A 24,547-nucleotide genomic window follows, 5' to 3' on the forward strand; every position below is an offset into this window, starting at 1 on the left:
TATCCATCCTTTGCATTGGGGCGCGTCGCATCAGCTTAGCGCCTTAGAAAGCGGGTGCAGGGGTTTCCCGCAGCGCCGCCAGCAAAGCCGCGGCACTGGCGCCGCGACAATCCACCACGTTCTGGGCACCGGCCTGGCGGGCAATTTCAGCCACCCGCGGGCTCGGTACGAACAAGGGCAACCGCGTCAGACGCGGCCAATCCTGCGCAGCCAGCGCCCGCAGGTGTTCAAAACCCTGTCCACTGCTGACCACCAGGCCATTCAGGCGTTCCGCCGAGACCCGCTGCGCCAGCGTATTGGCAGGGTAGTTCGGCACGCCACGGCGGTACAGCGGCAGATAGTCGACATGCGCACCGAGCGCGGTCAACTGCGAGGCCAGCAGTTCGCGCCCGTCTTCGCCGCGCAGGATCAACACGCGCGGCGCCGGACCGGCCAGCGCCGCCTGCAATTGCGGCAAGCGCAACAGGGCTTCGCTGTCATCACCGTTGTCGGGGAAGTGCGCCGTCAGTCCATGGCTTTCGAGCACGCCGGCAGTGCCGGCACCGACACTGAACCAGGCCAGCTCAGGTAACTGCGGCCACTGCCTGGCAAGCAACTCGAGGCCAAGCCGGGCTGCCGGTTTGCTGACCACGATAACCGCGCAGTAGCGATCGAGGTTGTGTATCAGCGCCTGATACTGGTCCGGGACCGTCAGCGGCTCGATTTCCAGCAGGGGCATGCAACTGCCGTATGCACCCGCCTCGGCGAGGGTGGCGGCCAGCGCCGCGCAGTCCTCGGCGGGCCGGGTCAGCAGCAGCCGCCAGCGGGTCACGGGTGACCGGCCTCGCCGTACACCGCCTTGAGGATGTCGCCAGCGCCTTGCGCCAGCAATGCCTCGGCAACCTGGACACCCAGCGCCTCGGCCTGTGCACGCGGGGCGCGGGCATCGGCACTGAGCAGCGCGCCGCCACTGGGCTCGCCCACCAGGCCGCGCAGCCACAGTTGCTCGCCTTCAAGCACGGCGTAGCAGGCGATTGGCACCTGGCAGCCACCGTTGAGGTGTTTGTTCAGCGCACGTTCGGCGCTGACGCGGTCGGCGGTGTCAGCGTGATGCAGCGGCGCCAGCAGGGCGTGGATTTCGTGATCGGCACTGCGGCACTCGATGCCCACCGCGCCCTGGCCGCCCGCCGGGAGGCTGTCGTCGATGCTGATGGAGGCGGTGATACGGTCTTCGAAACCAAGGCGGATCAGGCCAGCGGCGGCGAGGATGATCGCGTCGTACTCGCCAGCATCCAGCTTGGCCAGGCGGGTATTGACGTTGCCGCGCAGGAAGCGGATTTCCAGATCAGGCCGGCGCGCCAGCAACTGGGCCTGACGGCGCAGGCTGGAGGTGCCGACGATGCTGCCGGCCGGCAGCGCGTCGAGGCTGGAGAAGGTGTTGGAAACGAAGGCGTCGCGTGGGTCTTCGCGCTCGCAGATGCAGAACAGGCCCAGGCCCTCGGGGAAGTCCATCGGCACATCTTTCATCGAATGCACGGCGATGTCGGCTTCCTGCTCGAGCAGCGCGGTTTCCAGCTCCTTGACGAACAGGCCCTTGCCGCCAATTTTCGACAGCGGCGAATCGAGCAGCTTGTCGCCACGGCTGACCATCGGCACCAGGGTCACGATCAGTCCCGGATGGGCCTGTTCCAGACGGGCTTTGACATATTCGGCCTGCCACAGGGCAAGGGCACTTTTGCGAGTGGCAATGCGGATTTCGCGAGTGGACATGGAACGATCCGTAGCAGAAAGATTCGCCGGATAATAACAGCTCCGCCAAAGCCTCTTGCAGATCTATGTCATCTGAAAAGTGACCATCCCTGGCCGCCGAGCCTTCCTGCCCCGCCCTAAAGCTGCTGCATCATTTTGCGCACACCCGCCACATGACGCCGACTGACAATCAGCGCATCACCGTTGAGCCCCTTGAGGAACAACTGGAAGTGCCCGAGCGGCGTTCGCTGCAGGCGTTCGATGCGGTCGCGGGCCACCAGCGCGTTGCGGTGGATGCGCACGAAACGATCGCCGAACTCGTCTTCCAGCGCCTTGAGTGGCTCGTCGAGCAAGACCTCACCGCCTTCGTGGCGCAAGGTCACGTATTTGTGGTCGGCGATGAAATAAATCACCTGGTCGAGGGGGACCAGTTCGATGCCCTTGCGGGTCCGCGCGCTGATATGGCTGCGCGGGCCGCTGCCGCTTTCGGCGGCAGGGCGGGTGAGGGCCGCCAGTTGCGCGCGGTTGGGCCGGTCGGCCTTGCGCAAGGCGTTGTGCAGGTCTTCGCCCTGCACCGGCTTGAGCACGTAGCCCACGGCGCTGTCCTTGAGCGCCTGCACGGCGAATTCGTCGTCCGTGGTGCAAAACACCACGGCCGGCGGGGATTCGCGCTCGCAAAGACGGGCAGCGACCTGCAGGCCGTCAACACCCGGCATGCGCACGTCGAGCAGGACCACGTCGGGCTTCAGACTGTCGATCAACGCCAGAGCCTCGTCACCATTGGTGGCGCTGGGCTCCAGCACGGTATAGCCCTCCAGGTCGCCGAGCAGCCGGCTCAGGCGTTCGCGGGCTTGGGGTTCGTCATCAACGATCAGGACATTCATATAGCGCTGGATTCCTGCGTGAGTCTCGCACAAGGGTAACGTAGACAGGTGAGGTGACGACCGTCACGGCGATCCACGCTCAGACTCGCACGATGGCTAAAGATTCACTGGCTCGACAGCAAACATGCCGATCCTTTGTCCAACTGTAGACGGTTGCCGGAACACTGCCGTTCAATCGATAAATATCCCGCGCGGGTGCGACACCAACCCGCATTCGTGCCGACTTCCGGGCCTCGTAGCAGCCGGCAACCCTGTTATCATCTGCGGCACTTTTTCCCGTTCACGCCTTCAACGAGCGAATCCATGAGCACTGACAAGACCAACCAGTCCTGGGGCGGCCGCTTCAGTGAGCCCGTCGACGCCTTCGTCGCCCGCTTCACCGCCTCCGTCACCTTCGACCAGCGCCTGTACCGCCACGACATCATGGGTTCGATCGCCCACGCCACGATGCTGGCGAAGGTCGGCGTGCTCACCGACGCCGAACGCGACACCATCATCGACGGCCTGCAGACCATCCAGGGCGAGATCGAGGCCGGTCACTTCGACTGGCGCATCGACCTTGAAGACGTGCACATGAACATCGAAGCGCGTCTGACCGACCGCATCGGCATCACCGGCAAGAAGCTGCACACCGGGCGCAGCCGCAACGACCAGGTGGCCACCGACATCCGCCTGTGGCTGCGTGACGAAATCGACCTGATCCTCGCCGAAATCACCCGCTTGCAGCAGGGTCTGCTGGAGCAGGCCGAGGGCGAAGCGGAAACCGTGATGCCCGGCTTCACCCACCTGCAAACCGCGCAGCCCGTGACCTTCGGCCACCACCTGCTGGCCTGGTTCGAAATGCTCAGCCGCGACTACGAGCGCCTGGTCGACTGCCGCAAGCGCACCAACCGCATGCCGCTGGGCAGCGCCGCGCTGGCCGGCACCACCTACCCGATCGACCGCGAGCTGACCTGCAAGCTGCTGGGCTTCGAAGCCGTTGCCGGCAACTCGCTGGACGGCGTGTCCGACCGCGACTTCGCCATCGAATTCTGCGCCGCCGCCAGCGTGGCGATGATGCACCTGTCGCGTTTCTCGGAAGAGCTGGTGCTGTGGACCAGCGCCCAGTTCCAGTTCATCGATCTGCCGGATCGTTTCTGCACCGGCAGTTCGATCATGCCGCAAAAGAAAAACCCGGACGTTCCAGAGCTGGTTCGCGGCAAGACCGGCCGCGTATTCGGCGCCCTGACCGGCCTGCTGACCCTGATGAAAGGCCAGCCGCTGGCCTACAACAAGGACAACCAGGAAGACAAGGAACCGCTGTTCGACGCCGCCGACACCCTGCGTGACTCGCTGCGTGCCTTCGCCGACATGATCCCGGCGATCAAGCCGCGTCACGCGGTAATGCGCGAAGCAGCCCTGCGCGGCTTCTCCACCGCGACCGACCTGGCGGACTATCTGGTACGCCGCGGCCTGCCGTTCCGTGATTGCCACGAAATCGTCGGCCATGCAGTTAAATACGGTGTGGAGACCGGCAAGGACCTGGCCGAGATGAGCCTGGACGAACTGCGTCAGTTCAGCGACCAGATCGAGCAGGACGTGTTCGCAGTGCTGACCCTGGAAGGTTCGGTCAACGCTCGTAACCACATTGGTGGTACCGCGCCGGCGCAGGTTCGCGCTGCCGTGGCCCGCGGCCAGGCCTTGCTGGCCAGCCGCTGAGTCAAAGTGGGAGCGAGCTTGCTCGCTCCCACACTGCCCCGCCTTTACTACTGGCTACGCGCCTTGACCACCTGCTCCAGGAAGGTCGGGAACTGCGCCGCCTTGGCTTCATTGATCGCCACCACATGCGGGTTCTGCGCGAACTGCTCCAGCAGTGCGCTGGCCTGCGGGAAGTCTTCCAGCAAGTCCACGCCATGGGCTTTCTTGCCCACCGCACGCGCCAGATCGACGCTGAAGCAGAAGAAGATATCCGCCACCGTCAGGCTCTCACCCGCGACGTAAGGGGTGAACACCCCGTTGCGCTTGAGGGTTGCGATGCCGCTCTGCAATTCGGTCCAGGCCTTTTCCCTGATCGCCTCGGGCACTTCGGCGCCGAAGAAGGTCTGCGGGTAGAACGCGCGCGCCGGCAGCTCTATATACAGCTCCATCTCCTTGACCAGTTCCCACACCTTGGCGCGGGCGAACGGTTCGCTCGGCAGCAACGCCTTGCCCGGCTGGGTCTGCTCGATGTAATCGAGGATCAGGTCGGTTTCGCTGAGGAAACCGTGCTCGGTCTCCAGCACCGGCACCTTGCCCCTCGGGCTGATTTTCAGCGAGCTCGGCACCTGTCCACCGAAAAACAGTACCTCCTCGAACGGCAGGCCTTTTTCCAGCAGTGCCAGCTTGACCATGTTGTAGTAGTTGCTGACTGCGAATCCATGAAGCTTGAGCATGAAAACAGCCTCCAGGCCGTAAGGGGTTGGCCGGGGTGTTATAGACCCAATGCCCGGTACTGACCAGCATCATCCAAGTAGCAGATACCCCGGCATTGCCGCCAAGGCCGTGGCAAACTGGCTGCCTCATCCCGAGGAGCGCGCCCATGAGCGACCACGATATCGACAACGACGATGAAGAAGCCTTCGCCGAATCGACCCTGACCCAAGCTATCGAAAACCAGATTGAAAGCGGCGAGCCGCCGGCAGCCAAGGCAGCGTTCAACAAGCTGACTCTGGTGGGCTACGAGCGTGAAGACATCCTCAACCTGATGGCCCATGTCCTGGCCATCGAGATCGATGCCATGCTTGAAGATGACCGCGCCTTCAACACCGAATGGTATGAAACCGCGCTGCGCGCCCTGCCCGAACTGCCGCCAGAGAAAGACTGACGCAAAGCCAGGCGAGGCTGACTACACTGCAAAACCAGGCATCCGCAGAGGTGCCGCCCTCCTTTTTCTTGAAGTCCGGAGTATCTATGTCGTTTACCCCCGATTTGGTTGCCGAACTGGAAATCCTCGCGCTGTTCAATCTCGACAGCACCCAGGAAGGACTTAAAGTCCACAACACCGCCGCCCCTCATATCATCGCGGCGGCCAAGCGCCTCTACGAGAAGAGGCTGATCGACCAGCCCGATGGCGGCTACCTCACTCAACTGGGCCACGATGCCGCGGAAGCAGCCCAGCAATTGCTGACCATTCTGAACGTTGCCGAACCGGCCTGACCGCCGCCCTCCCCCGACAAGCCCGCGCTACCGCGGGCTTGCCACGACAGATTCGGCGGCGCCGACAAACGGCGCTGGAAATCTGACGTCAAAAATCAAATAGCGCTTATTCCTACAACGCGACAACGGCTAAACTCGCCCATGCCTTCATGACGGCCGGTTTAAAGCTCGCGATGAATCACCCCCAGGAAATTCGCCCGAACCTCGATCAGGGCATCGATCGAAAAGTCCTCAGCCAGCTGCGCAAGCGCTTCCTGGATCTCAACCAAGGGCGTCTGGCCCGGGCCATGGAAGGACTTTCCAGCCGCCAGCAACAGGTCCTGACCCTGCTGCCGCTGTTCTTCCACGTCAACCATCCGCTGCTGCCCGGCTATGTGTCCGGCACGACGCCTGCCGGCGTGTCCGCCTATGAGCCGACGCCGCTGGCCCTGGCCGATGCCCAGCGCCTGACGCGCTCGTTTTCCTACAAAGCCAAACGCGGCGAACAATGGCTGCCGATCCACGGCCTGTTCCTGATGGGTAGCCTGGGCACGCTGGCCCAGGCAGAACAAAGCGATATGGACATCTGGGTCTGCCACGCCCCGGACCTGGGCGAGGCCGCGGTGGCCGAGCTGCGCAAGAAATGCCAGTTGCTGGAAATCTGGGCCGCCAGCCAGGGCGCCGAAGCGCACCTGTTCATGATCGAACCGCGGCAGTTCATCACCGGCGAGCGCGAAAGCCGCCTCAGTTCCGACGACTGTGGCACCACCCAGCATTACCTGTTGCTGGACGAGTTCTACCGCACCGCCATCTGGCTGGCCGGACGCACGCCGCTGTGGTGGCTGGTGCCGGTCTACGAAGAAGCCAACTACGCCCGCTACACCGAAACCCTGCTGTCCAAGCGCTTCGTGCCCAGCGACGAAGTGCTCGACCTCGGCAACCTGTCGCACATACCGCCCGGCGAATTCGTCGGCGCCGGCTTGTGGCAGTTGTTCAAGGGCATCGAATCGCCGTACAAATCCGTGCTCAAGCTGCTGCTGACCGAGGTCTACGCCAGCGAGCACCCGGACGTGCGCTGCCTGAGCCTGCACTTCAAGCAGGCGGTGTTCGCCAACGTGCTGGACCTGGACGAACTGGACCCGTACATGATGGTGTACCGGCGCATCGAGCAATACCTGCAACGCCGCGGCGAACACCAGCGCCTGGAACTGGTGCGGCGCAGCCTGTACCTGAAGGTGAACCGCAAGATCAGCCAACTGGCGCGGCAACGCTCCAACTGGCAATCCGCGCTGCTGGAGCGCCTGACCCACGAATGGGGCTGGGACGAACGACAACTGGCGCTGCTGGACAGCCGCAGCCAGTGGAAAGTGCGTCAGGTCGCGGCCGAGCGGCGGGTGCTGGTGGCCGAGCTGAACCACAGCTACCGCTTCCTCGATCAGTTCGCCCGCAACCTGGGCGCCACCGCCAGCATCAACCAGCGCGACCTGAACATCCTCGGTCGGCGCCTGTATGCCGCCTTCGAGCGACGTGCCGGCAAGGTCGAGTTCGTCAACCCGGGCGTCGCCCCGGACCTGGCCGAAGACACCCTGACCGTGGTCCAGTCGCCCGACCGCAAGGAGCCCGGGCAAACCCATTGGGGGCTGTACAACGGCAACCTGACCGCCCATGAGTGGGAGCATTTCACGCCGATCAAGCGCAGCCGCGACCTGCTCGACCTGCTGGCCTGGGCCCACCGCAACGGCGTCATCGATAGCTCCACGCGGCTGGCCCTGCACCCGGGCAGCAGTGATTTGAGCGAGTACGAGCTGTTCAACCTGATCGGCAGCCTGCAGCAGAGCGTGGTGCTGCCGCTGAGCACCGTCAGCGATGCGCGCCTGCTGCAACCGAGCGTGGCGGACAACGTGCTGTTGCTGGTGAATGTCGGCGTCGATCCGCTGCGTCATCACCGCGACCTGAACATCCTGATGACCACCGAGCGCACCGACTCGCTGAGCTACGCAGGCGTGCGGGAAAACCTGGTGCTGACCCTCGACCAGATCACCCTCAATAGCTGGAACGAAGTGCAGGTACTGCGCTACGACGGCGAGCATGCATTGCTGCGCTGCCTGCGCGACTACCTCAACAGCCTCGACGATACCCCCGCGCAAGCACGGCACCGGCCGGGCCTGCGGGTGCGCAGCTTCTGCCACAACCGCGCGCTGGCGATTGCCCAACGGGTGGAGGAAGTGTTCACCACCGCTCAGTCGCTCCACGACCAGCACCTCGACTATCGCTACCTGATTCAGGTCCAGCAGCACACCCATGTGCTGGAGCTGTTCGCCAGCGGCGTGAACCTGGTGTCGCTGGACAGTCAGGCGAGTCTGTTCACCTACCTCGGGCAGGAGCGCAACAGCTACAGCCCGCTGGCGCTGGACGGCAACGTGCTGGAAGACCACGACCTGGCGCTGGTCCTGCCGCTGGGGCAGCCGCAGTGCATTCAGGTTTTCTACCGGGTGCAGGACGCTGTGGCAGATGTCTACGTGCTGGATGAGTACAACGTGCTGTGGCAGCAACGCCTGCCGTTTCACGACGACAGCAGCCTGCTGCTGCCGCTGCAGCGCTTCTTGCAGTCGGTGGTGTTCCGGCGCAATGCGCGGTTGCCGATGGACGAGCAGCAAGCCCATCCACTGGACATCCTCTATTACCGGTTACTGCCTTCAGGCACGGGCCGCGCCCGCCAGGTCGAACCGTGGCAGGCGCCGGAACTGGCGCTGGACCAGCCTTACTACGAGGTTCAGGCGATCATCCAGGCAGCCGCCGACGATGCGTTGCACGTCACGCTCTACTGCAATCAGAAGGAGTTTTCCGAACTGGATCACGGCGACCAGCTCTACACCGTGGTCGCCCGGGAGATCATCGAGCAGCGCCGGGACGCCCAGCGCTATCGTTGCTACATCACTGACCTGGACCTGTCGGACCTGCTTGCCGACGGCCAGGGTTCGAGCATTCTCTACCTGCGCTACAAGCAAGAGCTTGAGCGAGTACTGAACCAGGCGCTGGCAGCGGCCTGATCAGAGGTCGAAATCGCCCGCGGCTTCAGGCTGGTATTCGACTTCCAGCAGCTTGAGCTTGAGGGTCTTGCCGCCCGGCGCCGGCCAGTCGATCTGCTCGCCCACCGACAGGCCCAGCAGCGCGCAGCCGATCGGCGCGAGGATCGACACGTTGCCTTCCTTGCCGGCGTCCTTCGGGTAGACCAGCGTCAGGTGGTAGTCCTTGCCGGTCGCTTCCTCGCGGCAGTGCACGCGGGAATTCATGGTCACCACGCCGGCCGGGATTTCCTCGTGACCGACCACCTGCTCGGCACGGTCCAGCTCGCCCTGCAGGGCCAGCACACCCGGGACATCTTCATCGAGGCTGTCGATCAGACGCTCGAGACGCTGCACGTCCAATCGGGTGAGGGTGAGGGAGGGCTTGGTGCTCATGATCCGGTAAGACTCCTTTTTGCAGATCGAATAAAGCAAAACCCCGCCCAAGGGCGGGGTTTTGACGGTTCGGCTTCGGCCGATGAGGACTGACACTACCACAGCGGGACAAATTCACAAGAGGCGGCCCTTCGCGAGCAAGCTCGCTCCTACCGGGGGACGGGCACACCTCTGGGAGCTGGCTCGCCAGCGATGAGGCCACCCAAAACACCCCGGTTCAGGCGCTCGCCATCAACCGCCGCTCACCCGCCTGCGCACAAATCTCGCGCCGCCGCTGGTCATCCGCCGAGCGCCACTCGCGAATGTCCTCGACATGCCGGAAGCAGCCAATGCACACCCGCGCCTCGTCGAGACGGCAGGTGCTGATGCAGGGTGACGGGACGGCCGGGCTGACATTGCTGTACAACGGCTTGGCCGGTCTGACGGCGGTGGTCATCTCAGATCTCTTCGAAATCGAGTTTTTCGCCGGCGCGCTCCCAGACGATGCGCTCCAGCATCTCGCCCAGCAGTTCCTCGGTTTTCTCGCACGTCCACTTGCCGCTTTCTTCGTCGAAGTCGAAGTGGAAACCGCCGGAACGGTCCGCCAGCCACAGTTGGCGCAGGGGCTCCTGGCGGCTGAAGATCAACTGGCTGCCGTTGTCGAACTTGACGGTCAGCACGCCGGCCGAATTTTCCATGTCCAGGTCCATGCCGCTTTCATCGAACAGGTCTTCCAGTGCCTGTTGGGTGGCGTCTACCAGATCGTGAAAACGCGCTTCGCTCAAACTCATTGCAAGAACCTCGAAAATGTCTGCTCAACACGCAAGCCGGGCAAGATACGAGCGCAGCGCTTCGAATGCAAAGACAAACGCGCCGCGCCCACTGCGCCGCCCGACGGCGGACCGGCCACATAGGCAAGGCGTCGGGCGCTCGGTATACTCCGGCGCAATACTGCTTAAATTAAAGGATTTCGCCATGAAGCGCCTGATTTCCTCCCTCGCGGCGCTCGTCGCGGTTGCCTGTCTCGTCTCCGCCTGTGGTCAAAAAGGCCCCCTGTACCTGCCGGAAGACGGCAAGGACGGCAAGAAGTCGCAATCGCACCAGCACCAGTAAGGGGCACCGATGGACGCTTTCAACTACCGCGACGGCGCGCTGTTCGCGGAAGGCGTAGCGCTGTCGGCGATTGCCGAGCGCTTCGGCACCCCGACCTACGTCTACTCCCGGGCCCATATCGAAGCCCAGTACCTGAGCTACGCCGATGCCCTGCAGGGCATGTCGCACCTGGTCTGCTTCGCTGTAAAAGCCAACTCCAACCTCGGCGTGCTGAACGTCCTGGCGCGCCTCGGCGCAGGCTTCGACATCGTTTCCGGCGGTGAGCTGGAGCGGGTTCTGGCTGCGGGCGGACGGGCCGATCGCGTGGTCTTCTCCGGCGTCGGCAAGACCCGTGAAGACATGCGCCGCGCCCTCGAAGTCGGCGTGCACTGCTTCAACGTCGAGTCGACCGAGGAGCTGGAACGCCTGCAAGTGGTCGCCGCCGAGATGGGTCTGCGCGCTCCGGTCTCGCTGCGCGTCAACCCGGACGTCGATGCCGGCACCCACCCGTACATCTCCACCGGCCTGAAAGAAAACAAGTTCGGCATCGCCATCGCCGATGCCGAAGATGTCTACATTCGCGCCGCGCAGTTGCCCAACCTGGAAGTGGTCGGTGTCGATTGCCATATCGGTTCGCAACTCACCTCCCTCGATCCTTTCCTCGATGCCGTCGACCGCCTGCTGGCGCTGGTCGACCGCCTCGGCGAGTGCGGCATTCTGCTGCGCCACCTGGATCTGGGCGGCGGTCTTGGCGTGCGTTACCGCGATGAAGCGCCGCCTCTGGCCGGCGACTACATCAAAGCCGTGCGCGAACGCCTCGGCGACCGCGACCTGGCACTGGTCTTCGAGCCGGGCCGGCATATCGTCGCCAACGCCGGCGTGCTGCTGACCAAGGTTGAGTACCTCAAGCACACCGAACACAAGGACTTCGCCATCGTCGATGCGGCGATGAACGACCTGATCCGCCCGGCGCTGTACCAGGCCTGGATGGACGTCAGCGCCGTACAGCCGCGCCAGGGCGAGCCGCGCACCTACGATGTGGTCGGGCCGATCTGCGAGACCGGCGACTTCCTCGCCAAGGACCGCTCCCTGAACCTGGCCGAAGGCGATCTGCTGGCCGTTCGTTCGGCGGGCGCCTATGGTTTCGTCATGAGCTCCAACTACAACACCCGTGGCCGCAGCGCCGAAGTGCTGGTCGATGGCGACCAGGCATTCGAAGTGCGCCGCCGCGAGACCGTAGCCGAGCTGTTCGCCGGCGAAAGCCTGCTGCCGGAGTGACCCGATGCTTTTGCGTTTTACCAAGATGCACGGCCTGGGCAATGACTTCATGGTCCTCGACCTGGTCAGCCAGCACGCGCACATCCTGCCCAAGCACGCCAAACAGTGGGGCGACCGCCATACCGGGATCGGCTTCGACCAGTTACTGATCGTCGAGGCGCCGAGCAACCCGGAGGTGGACTTCCGCTACCGGATCTTCAACGCCGACGGTTCCGAGGTCGAGCAGTGCGGCAACGGTGCGCGCTGCTTCGCGCGCTTCGTGCTGGACAAGCGCCTGACCGCGAAGAAGACCATCCGCGTCGAAACCAAGAGCGGCATCATCGAACTGGACGTGCGTAACGACGGCCAGATCTGCGTCGACATGGGCCCGCCTCGGCTGGTCCCGGCGGACATCCCGTTCCAGGCACCGAGCCAGGCGCTGAGCTACCCGCTGGAAGTTGGCGGGCAGACGGTCGAACTGGCCGCCGTATCGATGGGCAACCCCCACGCCGTGCTGCGGGTCGATGACATCAACGCGGCGCCGGTCCACGACCTGGGCCCGCAGATCGAGAACCACCCACGCTTCCCGCAGCGGGTGAACGTCGGTTTCCTCCAGGTCATCGACCGTCACCGCGCGCAACTGCGCGTCTGGGAACGTGGCGCCGGGGAAACCCAGGCCTGCGGCACCGGCGCCTGCGCCGCGGCAGTGGCGGCCATCAGCCAGGGCTGGATGGATTCGCCGCTGCTGATCGACCTGCCCGGCGGACGCTTGTCCATCGAGTGGAACGGTCCCGGCCAGTCGGTCATGATGACCGGCCCGGCAGTTCGGGTGTATGAAGGACAGGTTCGTCTATGAGTGAGTGCCAGCCATGACCGATCAGCCCCAGGCGCCAGCCGAAGAGCCCAGCGACAACCTCGCGGAGGGCTCAACGCCCACCGTCGGGGCTGAGGCCGTGACAGCCTTCCTGCGTGCCAACCCCACCTTCTTTGTCGAGCACGATGACTTGCTGCTCGACATGCAGATCCCCCACCAGCGCGGCGACAGCGTGTCGCTGGTGGAGCGCCAGCTCAAGCTGCTGCGCGATCGCAACATCGAAATGCGCCACCGCCTTTCCCACCTGATGGATGTCGCCCGCGACAACGACCGGCTGTTCGAAAAGACCCGCCGGCTGATCCTCGACCTGCTCGATGCCGATAGCCTGGAAGCCGTGGTCATGGCGGTCGAAGACCGTCTGCGCCAGGACTTCCAGGTGCCCTTCGTCAGCCTCATTCTGTTCGGTGAAAACGCCACGCCCGTGGGCCGCTGGGTCAGCACCAGCGAAGCGCAGCAAGCCATTGGCGGGCTGCTCTGCGGCGGCAAGACGGTCAGCGGCAGCCTGCGTGACCACGAGCTGGACTTCCTGTTCGGCGAGTCGCGCAAGGACGTCGGCTCCAGCGCCGTGGCCGCGGTGGAAAACCAGGGCCTGCACGGCGTGCTGGCGATCGGCAGCCGCGACCCGCACCACTACAAGAGCACCGTCGGCACGCTGTTCCTCGGCTATATCGCCGAAGTGCTCGGCCGGGTCATCCCCCAAGTTACCCAGACCCTGCGCCCGGTGCGCTAATGGAACGCCAGTTGGAGGCGTTCCATGCGCACTTGCGCAATGAACGCCAGATGTCCGAGCACACCCAACTGGCCTACCGCCGCGACCTGGACAGCGTCCTGGCGTGGTGCGCCACCGCTGGTATCAGCGACTGGAAAGCCCTGCAGATCCAGCAACTGCGCCAGTTCATCGCCCGCCGCCATCACCAAGGCCAGTCGTCCCGGAGCCTCGCCCGCCTGCTCTCGGCAGTACGCGGCTTCTACCGTTATTTGAACCGCGAAGGCCTGTGCGACCACGACCCGGCCAACGGCCTGGCGGCGCCCAAGGGCGAGCGGCGTCTGCCGCGCACCCTGGACACCGACCGCGCGCTACAACTGCTCGAAGGCGGCGTCGAGGACGATTTTCTCGCCCGCCGCGATCAGGCGATTCTCGAACTGTTCTATTCCTCCGGCCTGCGCCTTTCCGAGCTGACCAGCCTGAACCTGGAGCAACTGGACCTGCCCGCAGGGCTGGTGCAAGTGCACGGCAAAGGCAGCAAGACCCGCGTCCTGCCGGTCGGGCGCAAGGCGCGCGAGGCGCTCGAACACTGGCTGGCGCTGCGCACGATGAGCAACCCGGCGGACGGGGCCGTCTTCGTCAGCCAGCAAGGCCGCCGCCTCGGCCCGCGCGCCATTCAGTTGCGGGTGCGCGCCGCTGGCGAGCGCGAGTTGGGACAGAACCTGCACCCGCACATGCTCCGCCATTCCTTCGCCAGCCATTTGCTGGAGTCGTCGCAGGACCTGCGCGCGGTTCAGGAGATGCTCGGCCACGCCGATATCGCCACCACGCAGATCTACACTCACCTTGATTTCCAGCACCTGGCGGCGGTTTACGACAGCGCCCACCCTCGTGCCAAACGCAGCAAAGGCAGCGACTCATGAGTATCGAGCTGATCACCTTCGACCTTGACGACACCCTGTGGGACACCGCGCCGGTGATCGTCAGCGCCGAGGCCGTCCTGCGCGACTGGCTGGCGGCCAATGCGCCGAGCCTGGGCGGCGTGCCGGTCGAGCACCTGTACGCCATTCGCGAACGCCTGGTGCAGGCCGAGCCCGGCCTCAAGCACCGCATCAGCGCCTTGCGCCGGCGCGTGCTGTTCCATGCCCTGGAAGATGTCGGCTACAGCGAAGCGCACGCCCGCGAGCTGGCCAACGAAGGGTTCGAGGTGTTCCTCCACGCCCGTCACCAGATCGATATCTTCCCCGAGGTGCAGCCGGTGCTGGAGATCCTGCGCCACCATTACACCCTCGGGGTGGTTACCAACGGCAACGCCGATGTGCGCCGCCTGGGCCTGGCCGACTATTTCAAATTCGCGCTCTGCGCCGAAGACCTGGGGATCGGCAAGCCGGACCCGGCGCCCTTCCTCGAAGCCTTGCGCCAGGGCGGCGTCGAGGCCGGTGCCGCGGTGCATATCGGCGATCATCCCGGCGATGACATCGCCGGGGCGCAACAGGCCGGCCTGCGCGCGGTGTGGTTCAACCCCCAGGGCAAAGCCTGGCAAGCCGACGGCCGCCCGGACGCGGAAATCCAGCGCCTGTCGCAATTGCCGGAAGTGCTCGCCCGCTGGCGCTGAACCCCAAACGCAAAAAAGCCCGCTGCAATGGCGGGCTTTTTTGTTACAGCGGCCTCAGATGGGACGGCTACCGTATTTGTTGTCAGGCTTCTTGGGCGGGTCGGCAACCACGTTGGCTTCGACTTCCTGCACTTTGCCACCGCGAGACAGGAACTCTTCCATCGCACGGGCGATAGCGTCGCGTTCCTTCTGCTTGGCTTCCATGCTCGGCATTTCGTCGACCGCTGCCGCAGCCTTGGACTTGCCCTTGGCAGCCGGCGCCGGGCTGTCATCGCCCGCGTCGTCCGCCACATCGTCGGCTGCCGCTTCGAGGCCTTCATCACCTTCGTCTTCGTCGCCTACTTCGAGGTCATCGTTTTCCAGATCGTCGTCGCTCATGTTCTACCTCATGACTTGCGAAAAGCAGATTAGTTATAGACCAGCAGCCGTGGAGGTTTACGACCGCTGGAGAAAAAACAGACCTCGGGTAACCCGTGATCGACAGCACCCGCCGTGTCGCCTGACGAGCGCCGTGCAGGCTACTTTGAGCCTGACCAAATAAAGAGCTGCCGGTTCAACCACACCGGACTTTACCCCGCCGACAGGGCCTGCTCATCGACAAGCCTAGCAAAGGGCCATGAAGTGTGTGAACAGGCCATCATCACTCCACGGCGCGCATTCTAGCGTGCCCGTTGAAAAAGCAAAGTGCCTAAATCTCCCGGACGCCTGTAAGTTTTCCGCTGACAAACCAGGCGCCGTCGCGCAATGCATTCCCGCAGCGATGAACCTGAGGCGAAAAACCGTTTGCGTCGCCAACAAGGGCAAAATCCAGACGAAAAAATGCCCGGCGAACCGGGCAAGTTTTTTCGAGGGCAGTTACAGGTTGTAGCCGCGCTCGTTGTGTTGTGCCAGGTCGAGACCGACCGACTCTTCTTCTTCGTTCACACGCAAGCCCATGACCAGATCCAGCACCTTGAGGATCACGTAGGTGACGATCGCGGTGTAGATCACGGTGAAGCCGACACCCTTGGCCTGAATCCAGACTTGAGCGCCGATATCGGTAACGGTGCCGAAGCCGCCCAGGGCCGGTGCTGCGAACACACCGGTGAGGATCGCACCGACGATACCGCCGATACCGTGGACGCCGAAGGCATCGAGCGAGTCGTCATAGCCCAGTTTGCGTTTCAGGCTGGTGGCGCAGAAGAAGCAGATCACGCCAGCGACCAGGCCGATCACCAGGGCGCCCATCGGGCCGACGGTGCCGGCAGCCGGGGTGATGGCGACGAGGCCGGCAACCACACCCGAGGCGATGCCCAGTGCGCTTGGTTTGCCGTGGGTGATCCACTCGGCGAACATCCAGCCCAGCGCGGCGGCGGCGGTGGCGACCTGGGTCACCAGCATCGCCATGCCGGCGGTGCCGTTGGCGGCGGCGGCGGAGCCGGCGTTGAAGCCGAACCAGCCAACCCACAGCATGGCGGCGCCGATCAGGGTGTAACCGAGGTTGTGCGGGGCCATCGGGGTGGTCGGGAAGCCTTTACGCTTGCCCAGCACCAGGCAGGCCACCAGGCCGGCAACACCGGCGTTGATGTGCACCACGGTGCCGCCCGCAAAGTCCAGTACGCCCCAGTCCCACATCAGGCCGCCGTTGCCGGACCAGACCATGTGCGCGATCGGTGCATAGACCAGGGTGAACCAGATACCCATGAACAGCAGCATCGCGGAGAACTTCATGCGCTCGGCGAAGGCACCGACGATCAGGGCCGGGGTAATGATGGCGAAGGTCATCTGGAAGACGACGAACACCGCTTCCGGGAAGGCCGCTGTCAGGCTTGCCGGCGTCACGCCGGCGAGGAATGCCTTGGACAGGCCGCCGACGAAGGAATTGAAGTTGGTGACGCCCTGCTCCATACCGGTGGTATCGAACGCCATGCTGTAGCCGTAGACGACCCAGAGCACGCTGATCAGGCCGGTAATGGCGAAACACTGCATCATCACCGAGAGGACGTTCTTCGAACGCACCATGCCGCCGTAGAACAGCGCCAGGCCAGGAATGGTCATGAACAGGACGAGGGCAGTTGCGGTAAGCATCCAGGCGGTGTCGCCGGAATTGAGCGCCGGGGCTGCTGCCGCCGCCGCGGTTTCCTCGGCAAATGCCAGGCCAGGCATTGTGAGGGACAAAAGGGCTCCTAGCCCTGCGAACTTACGCAGAGTCATGTTGTTATCTCCTGGGGCGTTGGGTTTGGGGCGGCTTGTTTTAGATCGCGTCGGTATCGGTTTCGCCGGTACGGATGCGGATAGCCTGTTCCAGATTCACCACGAAAATCTTGCCGTCACCGATCTTGCCGGTGTTGGCGGCCTTGGTGATGGCTTCAATGACCCGGTCCAGATCCTTGTCGTCGATGGCGACATCGATCTTGACCTTGGGCAGGAAGTCGACCACGTATTCCGCGCCGCGATACAGCTCGGTGTGACCCTTTTGACGACCGAAACCTTTGACTTCAGTGACGGTGATGCCCTGCACGCCGATCTCGGACAGCGACTCGCGCACATCGTCCAATTTGAACGGCTTGATGATGGCAGTGACTAGCTTCATGAAACTTTCTCCCGAATTGGTGGACTTGCCCCAGGAAAACAAACCCGACTCAAGTCTAAGCGCAGTGCCTGGCTTTGTAACGCTTCGTCGGCTTTATATGCCCGGTCCGACACCAGTACCGCTCCTGACAAAACACATGTATTCGCGCTGCCTGAGCACTGCCTCGTCACGGGGACTGCATCAGTGCATGGGTCACGATGGTCTTAGCAGAAACCTTGCCATGTCTGACAAAAGCCCGGATTACAACGACTTGGGAGCGATTCACGATATTGGCCAGTCGCTAGCAGGCGAGGGACGCACAATAAAGGTGCGTGACCATTCCCGGGCATGCTCAAAAAGCGTGCAGCAAAAGGCCGCTATTGCCCCGTGCTACACTGCCGCCCCTCTTTGCCTGACAGGACAGCCGATCATGCTCGCGCCCAAAGCCTTTCTCGATGCCCTGAGCGACCAGGCCTCGCGCCTGTTCAGTGGCGACGCCTCGCAGCCACGCAACGAACTCGAAAGCCAGTTCAAGGCCCTGCTGCAAAGCGGCTTCAGCAAACTCGACCTGGTCAGCCGGGAAGAATTCGACAGCCAGATGGTCGTGCTCGCCCGCACCCGCGCTCGCCTTGAAGCGCTGGAATCCAAGGTCGAAGAACTCGAAGCCCGCCTCAACCCCATCACCAGCGAGTGAGCGACACGCTCTCGCACCCCCGCGAATGTTGGCCAGTGCCGAACGCTGGCCACATCAAGTAATGATTTTTTCTTGACGCCATTGAAGCGCCATCACCCGCTGTGATGAAATGCGCGTTCGCGCGAAGCCAACAAGGCTTCGCCTTGCCTGCTTCAGGGATGACCATCTTCACTACGCCCCTTCGCGAGCGCCCTGAGGTTCTGTCGTGAGCACCAGGAGCGCACCATTGATCCCCTCTCAAAATCCGATCGGCTCACGGACTTTCCGTGCAACGGCCCTGGCCCTTTCCATCACCCTCGTCACCAGTGGCTGCGCCACCGTGCACGACTTCGCCGCCAGCCACAGTGAAAGCGTCAACTGCATTACCGGCGGCGCCATCGGTGCCGTCGCGGGTGCTGCGGCCGGCGCCATGGTCAAGAAGAACAAGAAGGAAAAGGGCAACGGCTCGATCATCGGCGGCGCACTCATCGGCGCCACCGCCGGTTGCGGCATCGCACTGGTGTACAAGAACCGCATCGACAAGCTCGAGAAGGTCGCCAAGGAAGAGAACCTGCGCCTGCAGACCGAAACCCTGAAGACCGCAGAACCCGGTGCCGCACCGGAAGACGCCGGTTTCGTCGCCCAGGTCGAAGACCAGGGCATGTTCCCGCTGGGCAGCGCGGCCCTGACCGCCGACGGCCAGCGCCAGGTGCGCAAGCTCGCCAGCGCCTTCGCCAGCAAGCCGGGTGAGAAAGACACCACGGCCATCCTGGTGGTCGGCCACACCGACGCCACCGGCAGCGCCGCCACCAACCAGAAGCTTTCGGAACAACGCGCCCGCGCCGTCGCCAGCATTCTGGCCGAGCAGGGCATCAGCGCCGACCGCATGTACTTCCAGGGCGCGGGCGCTTCGCGTCCGGTGGCCGACAACACCGACGTCACCGAGCGGGCGAAAAACCGCCGCGTGGAAATCGTCGAAGTGAATGACGTGCAGACCCTGGTCAAGCGCATCAACGCCGAGCAGAACAACCCGAAATACCTGGCCCACGGTACGTCGACCACGGCGCCGGCCGCCCCGGCTCAAGGCAAGGCGACCGCCAGCAGCGGCAAAACCGCGTCCAGCAAGAACACCAGCGTTGCCAAGTCCGGCAGCGACAAGTCCGCCACCACGGTCGCCAAGACCGGGACGGACAAGACCAGCACCACCGTCGCGAAAACCGACACCAGCAAAGACACCAGCAGCGAGTCCACGGCGCAGTCGCCGGTCGTGACCAGCACGCAAGGCAAGTCCAGCGAAGTCGCCTCGGCCAAAGCGCCGACCAGCTCCGCCAGCCCGTTCAAAGGCACAGCGGTGGACTTCGGTGGCAAGCCGGCCAGCACCAACCAATGGACCCTGGGCCAGGCCATCACGCCCAAGAGCGGTGGTTTCGCCCTGATCTCCAGCGCGCAGGCGTCGCAGATCCCCATGAGCAGTTGTGAAGCCGACCAGCCGCGCGAAAGCGGCAAGGTGTTCAACCTGGCCAGCGGCAAAGCCGTGGAAAACCGTGCCACCACCGATTACCTGCCCGGCTACAACAACCGGGTCTGGGCTGAAACGGTCAACGGCCACCTGGTGACCATTTCGCCGGTGTCCATCCTGCGCGAATCCGCTGCGGTGGACCGCCAGCCGTTCATCCAGGTCGTGGAAAACTACGACAAGGGCAACCGCAAGGCGCTGAGCAAGGTCAACGCCGTGGCCAACACCTACGAAGGCCAAGACCGCGTGCTCTACCGCGTCTTCATCCAGAACCCCAAGGCACCGCTGTCCTGCATGGACGTGGTGTTCAGCAAAGGCAACTCACAGGCCACTGACGGGGTGCTGTTCTACCCGAAAAGCTCCGGTGAAACCTACTCCGCCCGCTACGTGCCCACCCGCACCTGATACAAGGAACGAACAATGGAAGACTTGAGCTTCAAAGCGCTCATGGCCCTCGCGGGGGCTAACAAGCTGATCACCGGGGCGGTGGTAACAACCTTGCTCTCGGTCATCCTGATCAAGGTCTACTGGGAACAGGTCAGCTACTTCGCCATGCGCGTGTGGCACGGCTTCCCGCTGATCGGCACCGTCGCACGGCTGTCGCGTGACGGCATGATCATCGACAACAAGAACTGGCTCCAGAACGAGACAGCGCTGTGTAACAACTACTACGACTACTACAAGGAAATCGGCGAGAAGAACGCCGACTACTACAACAAGTCCGAAGCCTATCTCGACGCCATCGGCGAAGGTGGTCGTCGCGAGCGTCCGACCTGGGTGCTGGTGCTGATCTTCCTGCTGATCATGTTCGAGGCCGTGGGTTTCGCCTACGTGCTGGTGCCGTTCATCAACCAGAACGCCTCCTCGAATGACCAGACCTACCTGGCCTGGATCGCCGCCTTCCTGCTCTCGGTGCTCTCGGCGGGCCTCGCTGAAGCGGCCGGTCGCGCCATCCACCACAACTCGCTGGTGAAAAAAGCCCGCCACTGGTGGGAAATCGACCCGGACAAAGGCAACACCCCGCTCAAGCAGATCCAGCCGGGCCACCGCATCAAGGACACCCACGACGACAAGGGCGCCAAGGACTACAACCGTATCCTGGCCCGTCTGACCACCAACCAGACCGTCACCCCGCGCAACGGCATGATCATCGGCTGCGCCGTGGTCGTGCTGATCATGGCCTGTGCCGCGTTCGGCATCCGCGCCTACCAGCTCAAGAGCATCGAGACCGAAATGGTCGGCAACCCGAATGTGTTCGCCGAGCAGAGCTACGAGGGCAGCGCCAGCCCGTTCGAGCTGCCGTCCGAGTCGGCTTCGGTCAACCAGGAAGCCAGCGACAAGACCCTGGACGACCGGATGGACGCCATCCGTAGCGCCTCGTTGATCACCTTCGTGGTGCTCTCGGTGATCTACATCTCGATCCAGGCGGTCAGCGTCTGGCTGGCGTCGATCTTCGGCTTCGCCGGCGCCGAGTCGAAAAAGGCCTGGGAGTACACCCACAAGTTCAACAACGCCGCCGAGCTGGAGCGTTGGATGGACAACCAGCGCACCCGCATCGCCGCCCACGCCGACCACAAGCTGCGCATGCTGCAGTTGAAGTTGTCGCAGCGCCCGACCACCGACCGCAAAGTGCAGGAAGCCATCAGCGGCGCCCACGGTCGCGACTTCAACGTCTACGCCTCGCGCATGCATGAAGAAGCGCTTATCCGTGACGCCACGCTCGCCGCAGCCGCCGCCGGCCAACCCGCCGTGGCCGTGCCTGTTGCGCAACCTGTAGCTCAGCCGGCACCGGTTGCCGTGGCGCCGCAGCCAGCGGTGGTTGCCGAGCCTGTGGTTGCACCGCAGCCGGTCGCAGCACCCGCTCCGGTCGTTGCTCCACAGCCTGTTGCAGCGCCAGCGCCGGTCGCCGCCGTGCAGCCAGCAGCGGTCGAGCAGGCAGCACCCGCCGCGCAAGCCGGTGGCCTGGACGCGATGCGCGCCATGGACCTGACCCGCTTCAGCGAAGACGACCTGCGCAAAGTCAGCGAGAAGAAGGGCCTGGACGCGGAAGCGGTACTGAAGATCCGCGCCGATCAAATCCTGCTCAAAGAATTCGAAGGGATCTGAATGAAGCTCAAGCCCTTTTTCGCCCTGCTGCTGTGCCTGCCTGCGTTCGCGCAGGCGGCCGAGCGCAATGAAATTCCCGACTGCTACAGCTACGCCAAGGTCAGCGACTTCCGCCAGCCGGCGTCGGGCCGTGAACTGACGGTGATCGTCGACCAGACCATTCCGATGCCCGAAAGCATCCAGAAAGCCACCTGGGCCCAGATCAACCGCTTCGTCGCCCCCGGCGACCGGGTGCGTCTGTACAGCTTCTCGGCGTTCCTGCCCAACCAGTTCATGCAACTGCGTTTCGCCGGCGAGCTGAACACCCCGCTGGAAGGCAAGGTCCGCGACAGCGTTGGCATGTCGTCGCTGCGCACGTTCGACAAATGCGTCGCGCAGCAGCAGGACTTCTTCCGCAAGAAGTTCGGCGGCGCCTTTGTCAGCGCCCTGCGCGAAGCGTCCGAAGACATTCCGCGCAGCGAGATCTTCCATTCGCTGCGTGACATCGGCAACGACCTGGCTACCCAGCCAGCGCAAGAGCGGGTCATCCTGCTGATTTCCGACATGCTGGAAAACAGCGACTTCGGCAGCTTCTACGTGAACAACCGGATTCGTGACCTGCAAGCCCAGGCCGAACTCAAGCGCGTCGAAGAGAAACAGCTCTACGCCGACCTGCAAGGCGCCCGCGTCTATGTGGCCGGTGCCGGGCTGGTGACCAAGGACGTGAAACAGGCCTACCGTTCCGGAAAGACCATGGAACTGCTGGAAGGCTTCTGGAAAGGCTACTTCAGCGGCTCCAACGCCAGCCTCGTTGCGTTCGGCACGCCGAGCCTGAACGTCGACCTGAAGTAACCCCCTCACCCGCCGCCTACAGGCGGCGGGTGTTTTTTTCGGGAACGACCTGATCGCCCTCGGCAACACCCGGATTCACTCTCCCGCCTGCACCCCGTGAACCCGCCACTATCCTTGCAAAGCCGCACGACGCGGCGTCGTATCGATCATGGAGCGTTCATGTCCCTCGCCCTCGTCCACAGCCGCGCCCAGGTGGGCGTGCTGGCCCCGCCTGTCATCATCGAAGCCCACCTCGCCAACGGTTTGCCGACCCTGACGCTGGTCGGCCTGCCTGAAGCCACGGTCAAGGAAAGCAAGGACCGGGTGCGCAGCGCGATCCTCAATTCGAAGCTGGAGTTTCCGGCGCGGCGGATCACCCTCAACCTGGCGCCGGCGGATTTGCCGAAGGACGGCGGCCACAGATTAGGTGGAGGTATGGACGCCACATAGTACTTAGTTCACTCATGGACGTTTTCAACTTTTAAGCTACGCTTCCGTCGATACATATTTGCTAAGCCCAAGCTTGTCCATTGACCGTCACGAACGGGTAGGCACTCATGGCGCGACTTGAGTCAATCAATCACATTCCCCATCGCTCAGAGCTTTCAGAGGGTCGAGTACACTGGACGGCGGTGGTACTCGGCCGCGTAATTAAGGGGCTACCTCAGCTGTTTTGGGCGGACGGAAACCCGTGGCGTGAAGCAAACCTCTGGCTCATGGAGAGTGCGTGCAACCAAGATGTTGACCTGAAGACGGTGCAAGCAAAGGCAACATGCTTGCATGCTTATGCAAATTGGTTGGAAGCATCAGGCAGTGCCTGGTGGGACTTTCCTGCTCGTAGGGAGCACCGATGTTTAGTTCGCTATCGCGGCACCCTCGTTGAGGCTAGGGATAACTCAGAACTAGCCCCATCAACGGTATCGCAACGAATGCGAGTAGTCATTGGCTTTTATCGCTGGCTCACAGTTACCGGCCTTCTTTCTCCGGATTGGCCTATGTGGCTTGAACGGACGATAGGTATACACCTCACTAATTCGTTCGGTCTTGAGCGCACCCTTGCAGTTACCACCACTGATCTGTCGATTCCTAATCGATCACGGCCAGGTGAGCGGCTTGAAGATGGCCTACTTCCTGTATCGGCCGCCGACCGTAATCAAATCCTCAACTTCGCCCGCAAGCAGGCATCTGAAGAGTTATTTCTTCTTTTAACCTGTGGCTTTTTTACTGGCATGAGGATTCAAACATTGACGGACCTCAAAGTAAAAACGTTGACGAATGCAATACCAGACCCATGTGATCAAAATCTATATCGATTAGGGGTAGGTCCAGGTGCAAGTCCCTCAGTAGCGACAAAATTTGGTATAACGGGTCAAGTCTGGATCACAAAAGACTTACTAGAAGAGCTTATTCGCTACTCGCACAGCGAACACCGCCTTAAACGAGAAATTAAGGCCTCCTCAGACTGTAAAGACCTCGTATTTTTAACACGTTTTGGCAATCCGTATGCCCAACGTGGCTCGAATAAATCTGTAGCAATAAATGTGGAGATGCATAATTTTAGAAAGGCTGCATTGGCAAATGGCCTCCAAACGATGCGTGACTTCCGTTTTCACCAAACACGTTGTACCTTCGCTACGGAACTAGCACGACTCGCCATAAGTGCCGGCGGTGGAATTCACGCAGTAGCGATCGTAAAGGATGCTTTGTTACACAAGCATGAATCAACGGCACTTAGATACATAAAATTTGTAGAAAAAACACCTATAAAGCAGGAACTAGCTAACACCTTCACTAGAGCATTTCTCGGAATTTTTTCCGGACAGGACTGAGAAATGCCTTCCGCATCATTACCGAACCTGACATTCTCTGGCGTAACTTATGGGATAAGGGAAACGCCTCTAAACCTGACCCTACTACTTTACCATGGGGGGGCAGGCACGGACATCCGTAAATTTTCTAGCTTGGTTTCAAGTGGAAAATTAGGTCCGCCGCTATTGGAGCGCCTACCGTTACTGTGAATCGCCCCTGGTTTCCTAGACACTCTCCAAGCTCAGGAAATAGCGTTTCTCATACTCTACTGGAGACAGCTGCATAGCACTGCTGTGTCGGCGTTTAGGGTTATAGAACATCTCGATGTAATCG

Annotated in this window: 25 protein-coding genes and 3 pseudogenes; 16 read left to right on the forward strand and 12 right to left on the reverse strand. The window is 62.8% G+C overall.

What is annotated here, in order from left to right; genetic code table 11:
• Positions 1-43: 43 nt before the first annotated feature.
• The 4 genes and pseudogenes from CKW37_RS14885 to CKW37_RS14900 all read right to left on the reverse strand — a co-directional run.
• Entirely contained in the window at positions 44-811 is a 768-nt protein-coding gene (locus tag CKW37_RS14885; RefSeq protein ID WP_095156465.1) for a uroporphyrinogen-III synthase, read from the reverse strand.
• Positions 808-1,749 carry a hydroxymethylbilane synthase gene (gene hemC / locus CKW37_RS14890; RefSeq protein WP_095156466.1) on the reverse strand — a complete coding sequence of 314 codons (942 nt, stop codon included), beginning with the start codon at positions 1,747-1,749 and terminating at the stop codon, positions 808-810. The genes CKW37_RS14885 and hemC overlap by 4 nt, the downstream gene beginning before the upstream one ends.
• Positions 1,750-1,865: 116 nt before the next feature.
• Entirely contained in the window at positions 1,866-2,612 is a 747-nt protein-coding gene (locus CKW37_RS14895) for a LytTR family DNA-binding domain-containing protein (protein ID WP_095156467.1), read from the reverse strand.
• A pseudogene (locus CKW37_RS14900) lies at positions 2,609-2,716 on the reverse strand (sensor histidine kinase); the annotation flags it as partial. The gene CKW37_RS14895 and the pseudogene CKW37_RS14900, both read right to left, overlap by 4 nt.
• A 199-nt stretch (positions 2,717-2,915) precedes the next feature.
• Between CKW37_RS14900 and argH the strand changes: the two are divergent.
• Positions 2,916-4,310, forward strand: a complete 1,395-nt coding sequence (argH, locus tag CKW37_RS14905; protein ID WP_095156468.1) for an argininosuccinate lyase — start codon at positions 2,916-2,918, stop codon at positions 4,308-4,310.
• 47 nt (positions 4,311-4,357) lie between these two features.
• Here the strand turns inward: argH and CKW37_RS14910 are convergent, their stop codons facing one another.
• The gene (locus CKW37_RS14910) at positions 4,358-5,023 is read right to left on the reverse strand and encodes a glutathione S-transferase family protein (RefSeq protein WP_095156469.1); all 666 of its coding nucleotides are present in this window, start codon (positions 5,021-5,023) and stop codon (positions 4,358-4,360) included.
• 146 nt (positions 5,024-5,169) lie between these two features.
• Here CKW37_RS14910 and CKW37_RS14915 point away from each other — a divergent pair, with 146 nt between their 5' ends.
• The 3 genes from CKW37_RS14915 to CKW37_RS14925 all read left to right on the forward strand — a co-directional run bounded on the left by CKW37_RS14915 (position 5,170) and on the right by CKW37_RS14925 (position 8,815).
• Positions 5,170-5,454 (forward strand): hypothetical protein, encoded by a 285-nt coding sequence (locus CKW37_RS14915; RefSeq protein WP_095156470.1) that lies wholly within the window; start codon positions 5,170-5,172, stop codon positions 5,452-5,454.
• A gap of 86 nt (positions 5,455-5,540) precedes the next feature.
• Positions 5,541-5,786: a TIGR02647 family protein gene (locus CKW37_RS14920; RefSeq protein WP_095156471.1), complete on the forward strand. Its 246-nt coding sequence runs from the start codon at positions 5,541-5,543 to the stop codon at positions 5,784-5,786.
• 173 nt (positions 5,787-5,959) lie between these two features.
• Positions 5,960-8,815: a class I adenylate cyclase gene (locus tag CKW37_RS14925; RefSeq protein WP_095156472.1), complete on the forward strand. Its 2,856-nt coding sequence runs from the start codon at positions 5,960-5,962 to the stop codon at positions 8,813-8,815.
• Here the strand turns inward: CKW37_RS14925 and rnk are convergent, their stop codons facing one another.
• The 3 genes from rnk to cyaY form a co-directional block, all read right to left on the reverse strand.
• Complete coding sequence (rnk, locus tag CKW37_RS14930; RefSeq protein WP_095156473.1) at positions 8,816-9,226, reverse strand: nucleoside diphosphate kinase regulator; 411 nt, start codon at positions 9,224-9,226, stop codon at positions 8,816-8,818.
• 217 nt (positions 9,227-9,443) lie between these two features.
• Positions 9,444-9,662 (reverse strand): DUF1289 domain-containing protein, encoded by a 219-nt coding sequence (locus tag CKW37_RS14935; protein ID WP_095156474.1) that lies wholly within the window; start codon positions 9,660-9,662, stop codon positions 9,444-9,446.
• Between the two features lies 1 nt (position 9,663).
• A complete protein-coding gene (gene cyaY / locus CKW37_RS14940; protein WP_095156475.1) occupies positions 9,664-9,996 on the reverse strand; it encodes an iron donor protein CyaY in 333 nt (110 codons plus the stop codon).
• A gap of 184 nt (positions 9,997-10,180) precedes the next feature.
• On the opposite strand from cyaY, the pseudogene CKW37_RS14945 reads away from it, so the two are divergent.
• From CKW37_RS14945 to CKW37_RS14970, 6 genes and pseudogenes are all read left to right on the forward strand, one after another.
• Positions 10,181-10,315 (forward strand): annotated as a pseudogene (locus tag CKW37_RS14945) (lipoprotein); the annotation flags it as partial.
• Between the two features lie 12 nt (positions 10,316-10,327).
• The gene (gene lysA, locus CKW37_RS14950; RefSeq protein WP_095156477.1) at positions 10,328-11,575 is read left to right on the forward strand and encodes a diaminopimelate decarboxylase; all 1,248 of its coding nucleotides are present in this window, start codon (positions 10,328-10,330) and stop codon (positions 11,573-11,575) included.
• A gap of 4 nt (positions 11,576-11,579) precedes the next feature.
• Entirely contained in the window at positions 11,580-12,410 is an 831-nt protein-coding gene (dapF, locus tag CKW37_RS14955) for a diaminopimelate epimerase (protein WP_095156478.1), read from the forward strand.
• 13 nt (positions 12,411-12,423) lie between these two features.
• Entirely contained in the window at positions 12,424-13,158 is a 735-nt protein-coding gene (locus tag CKW37_RS14960; RefSeq protein ID WP_095156479.1) for a DUF484 family protein, read from the forward strand.
• On the forward strand, positions 13,158-14,057 hold the full coding sequence (xerC, locus tag CKW37_RS14965; protein ID WP_095156480.1) for a tyrosine recombinase XerC: 900 nt from the start codon (positions 13,158-13,160) through the stop codon (positions 14,055-14,057). The genes CKW37_RS14960 and xerC overlap by 1 nt, the downstream gene beginning before the upstream one ends.
• The gene (locus tag CKW37_RS14970) at positions 14,054-14,749 is read left to right on the forward strand and encodes an HAD family hydrolase (RefSeq protein ID WP_095156481.1); all 696 of its coding nucleotides are present in this window, start codon (positions 14,054-14,056) and stop codon (positions 14,747-14,749) included. The genes xerC and CKW37_RS14970 overlap by 4 nt, the downstream gene beginning before the upstream one ends.
• A 54-nt stretch (positions 14,750-14,803) precedes the next feature.
• Here CKW37_RS14970 and sutA read toward each other — a convergent pair whose 3' ends face one another.
• From sutA to glnK, 3 genes are all read right to left on the reverse strand, one after another.
• Positions 14,804-15,127, reverse strand: coding sequence for a transcriptional regulator SutA (gene sutA / locus CKW37_RS14975; RefSeq protein WP_095156482.1), 324 nt, complete (start codon positions 15,125-15,127; stop codon positions 14,804-14,806).
• 477 nt (positions 15,128-15,604) lie between these two features.
• Positions 15,605-16,942, reverse strand: coding sequence for an ammonium transporter (locus tag CKW37_RS14980; RefSeq protein ID WP_095156483.1), 1,338 nt, complete (start codon positions 16,940-16,942; stop codon positions 15,605-15,607).
• A 40-nt stretch (positions 16,943-16,982) separates the two neighbouring features.
• The gene (glnK, locus tag CKW37_RS14985) at positions 16,983-17,321 is read right to left on the reverse strand and encodes a P-II family nitrogen regulator (protein ID WP_002555808.1); all 339 of its coding nucleotides are present in this window, start codon (positions 17,319-17,321) and stop codon (positions 16,983-16,985) included.
• A gap of 409 nt (positions 17,322-17,730) precedes the next feature.
• On the opposite strand from glnK, the gene CKW37_RS14990 reads away from it, so the two are divergent.
• The 6 genes and pseudogenes from CKW37_RS14990 to CKW37_RS15015 all read left to right on the forward strand — a co-directional run bounded on the left by CKW37_RS14990 (position 17,731) and on the right by CKW37_RS15015 (position 24,234).
• The gene (locus CKW37_RS14990) at positions 17,731-17,994 is read left to right on the forward strand and encodes an accessory factor UbiK family protein (RefSeq protein ID WP_095156484.1); all 264 of its coding nucleotides are present in this window, start codon (positions 17,731-17,733) and stop codon (positions 17,992-17,994) included.
• 226 nt (positions 17,995-18,220) lie between these two features.
• Positions 18,221-19,894, forward strand: a complete 1,674-nt coding sequence (locus CKW37_RS14995) for an OmpA family protein (protein WP_256587758.1) — start codon at positions 18,221-18,223, stop codon at positions 19,892-19,894.
• Between the two features lie 15 nt (positions 19,895-19,909).
• On the forward strand, positions 19,910-21,595 hold the full coding sequence (locus tag CKW37_RS15000; protein ID WP_095156485.1) for a PXPV repeat protein: 1,686 nt from the start codon (positions 19,910-19,912) through the stop codon (positions 21,593-21,595).
• Positions 21,596-22,426 (forward strand): hypothetical protein, encoded by an 831-nt coding sequence (locus CKW37_RS15005; RefSeq protein WP_095156486.1) that lies wholly within the window; start codon positions 21,596-21,598, stop codon positions 22,424-22,426.
• A 159-nt stretch (positions 22,427-22,585) separates the two neighbouring features.
• Positions 22,586-22,822 (forward strand): annotated as a pseudogene (locus CKW37_RS15010) (magnesium chelatase domain-containing protein); the annotation flags it as partial.
• A gap of 512 nt (positions 22,823-23,334) precedes the next feature.
• A complete protein-coding gene (locus CKW37_RS15015) occupies positions 23,335-24,234 on the forward strand; it encodes a site-specific integrase (RefSeq protein WP_256587759.1) in 900 nt (299 codons plus the stop codon).
• 204 nt (positions 24,235-24,438) lie between these two features.
• On the opposite strand, the gene CKW37_RS15020 is transcribed toward CKW37_RS15015, so the two are convergent.
• Positions 24,439-24,547, reverse strand: a 109-nt coding sequence (locus tag CKW37_RS15020; protein WP_135192744.1) for an IS3 family transposase, incomplete at its 5' end; no start/stop codon positions are given.

The organism is Pseudomonas sp. Irchel 3E13, from assembly GCF_900187455.1.
Classification (GTDB): domain Bacteria; phylum Pseudomonadota; class Gammaproteobacteria; order Pseudomonadales; family Pseudomonadaceae; genus Aquipseudomonas.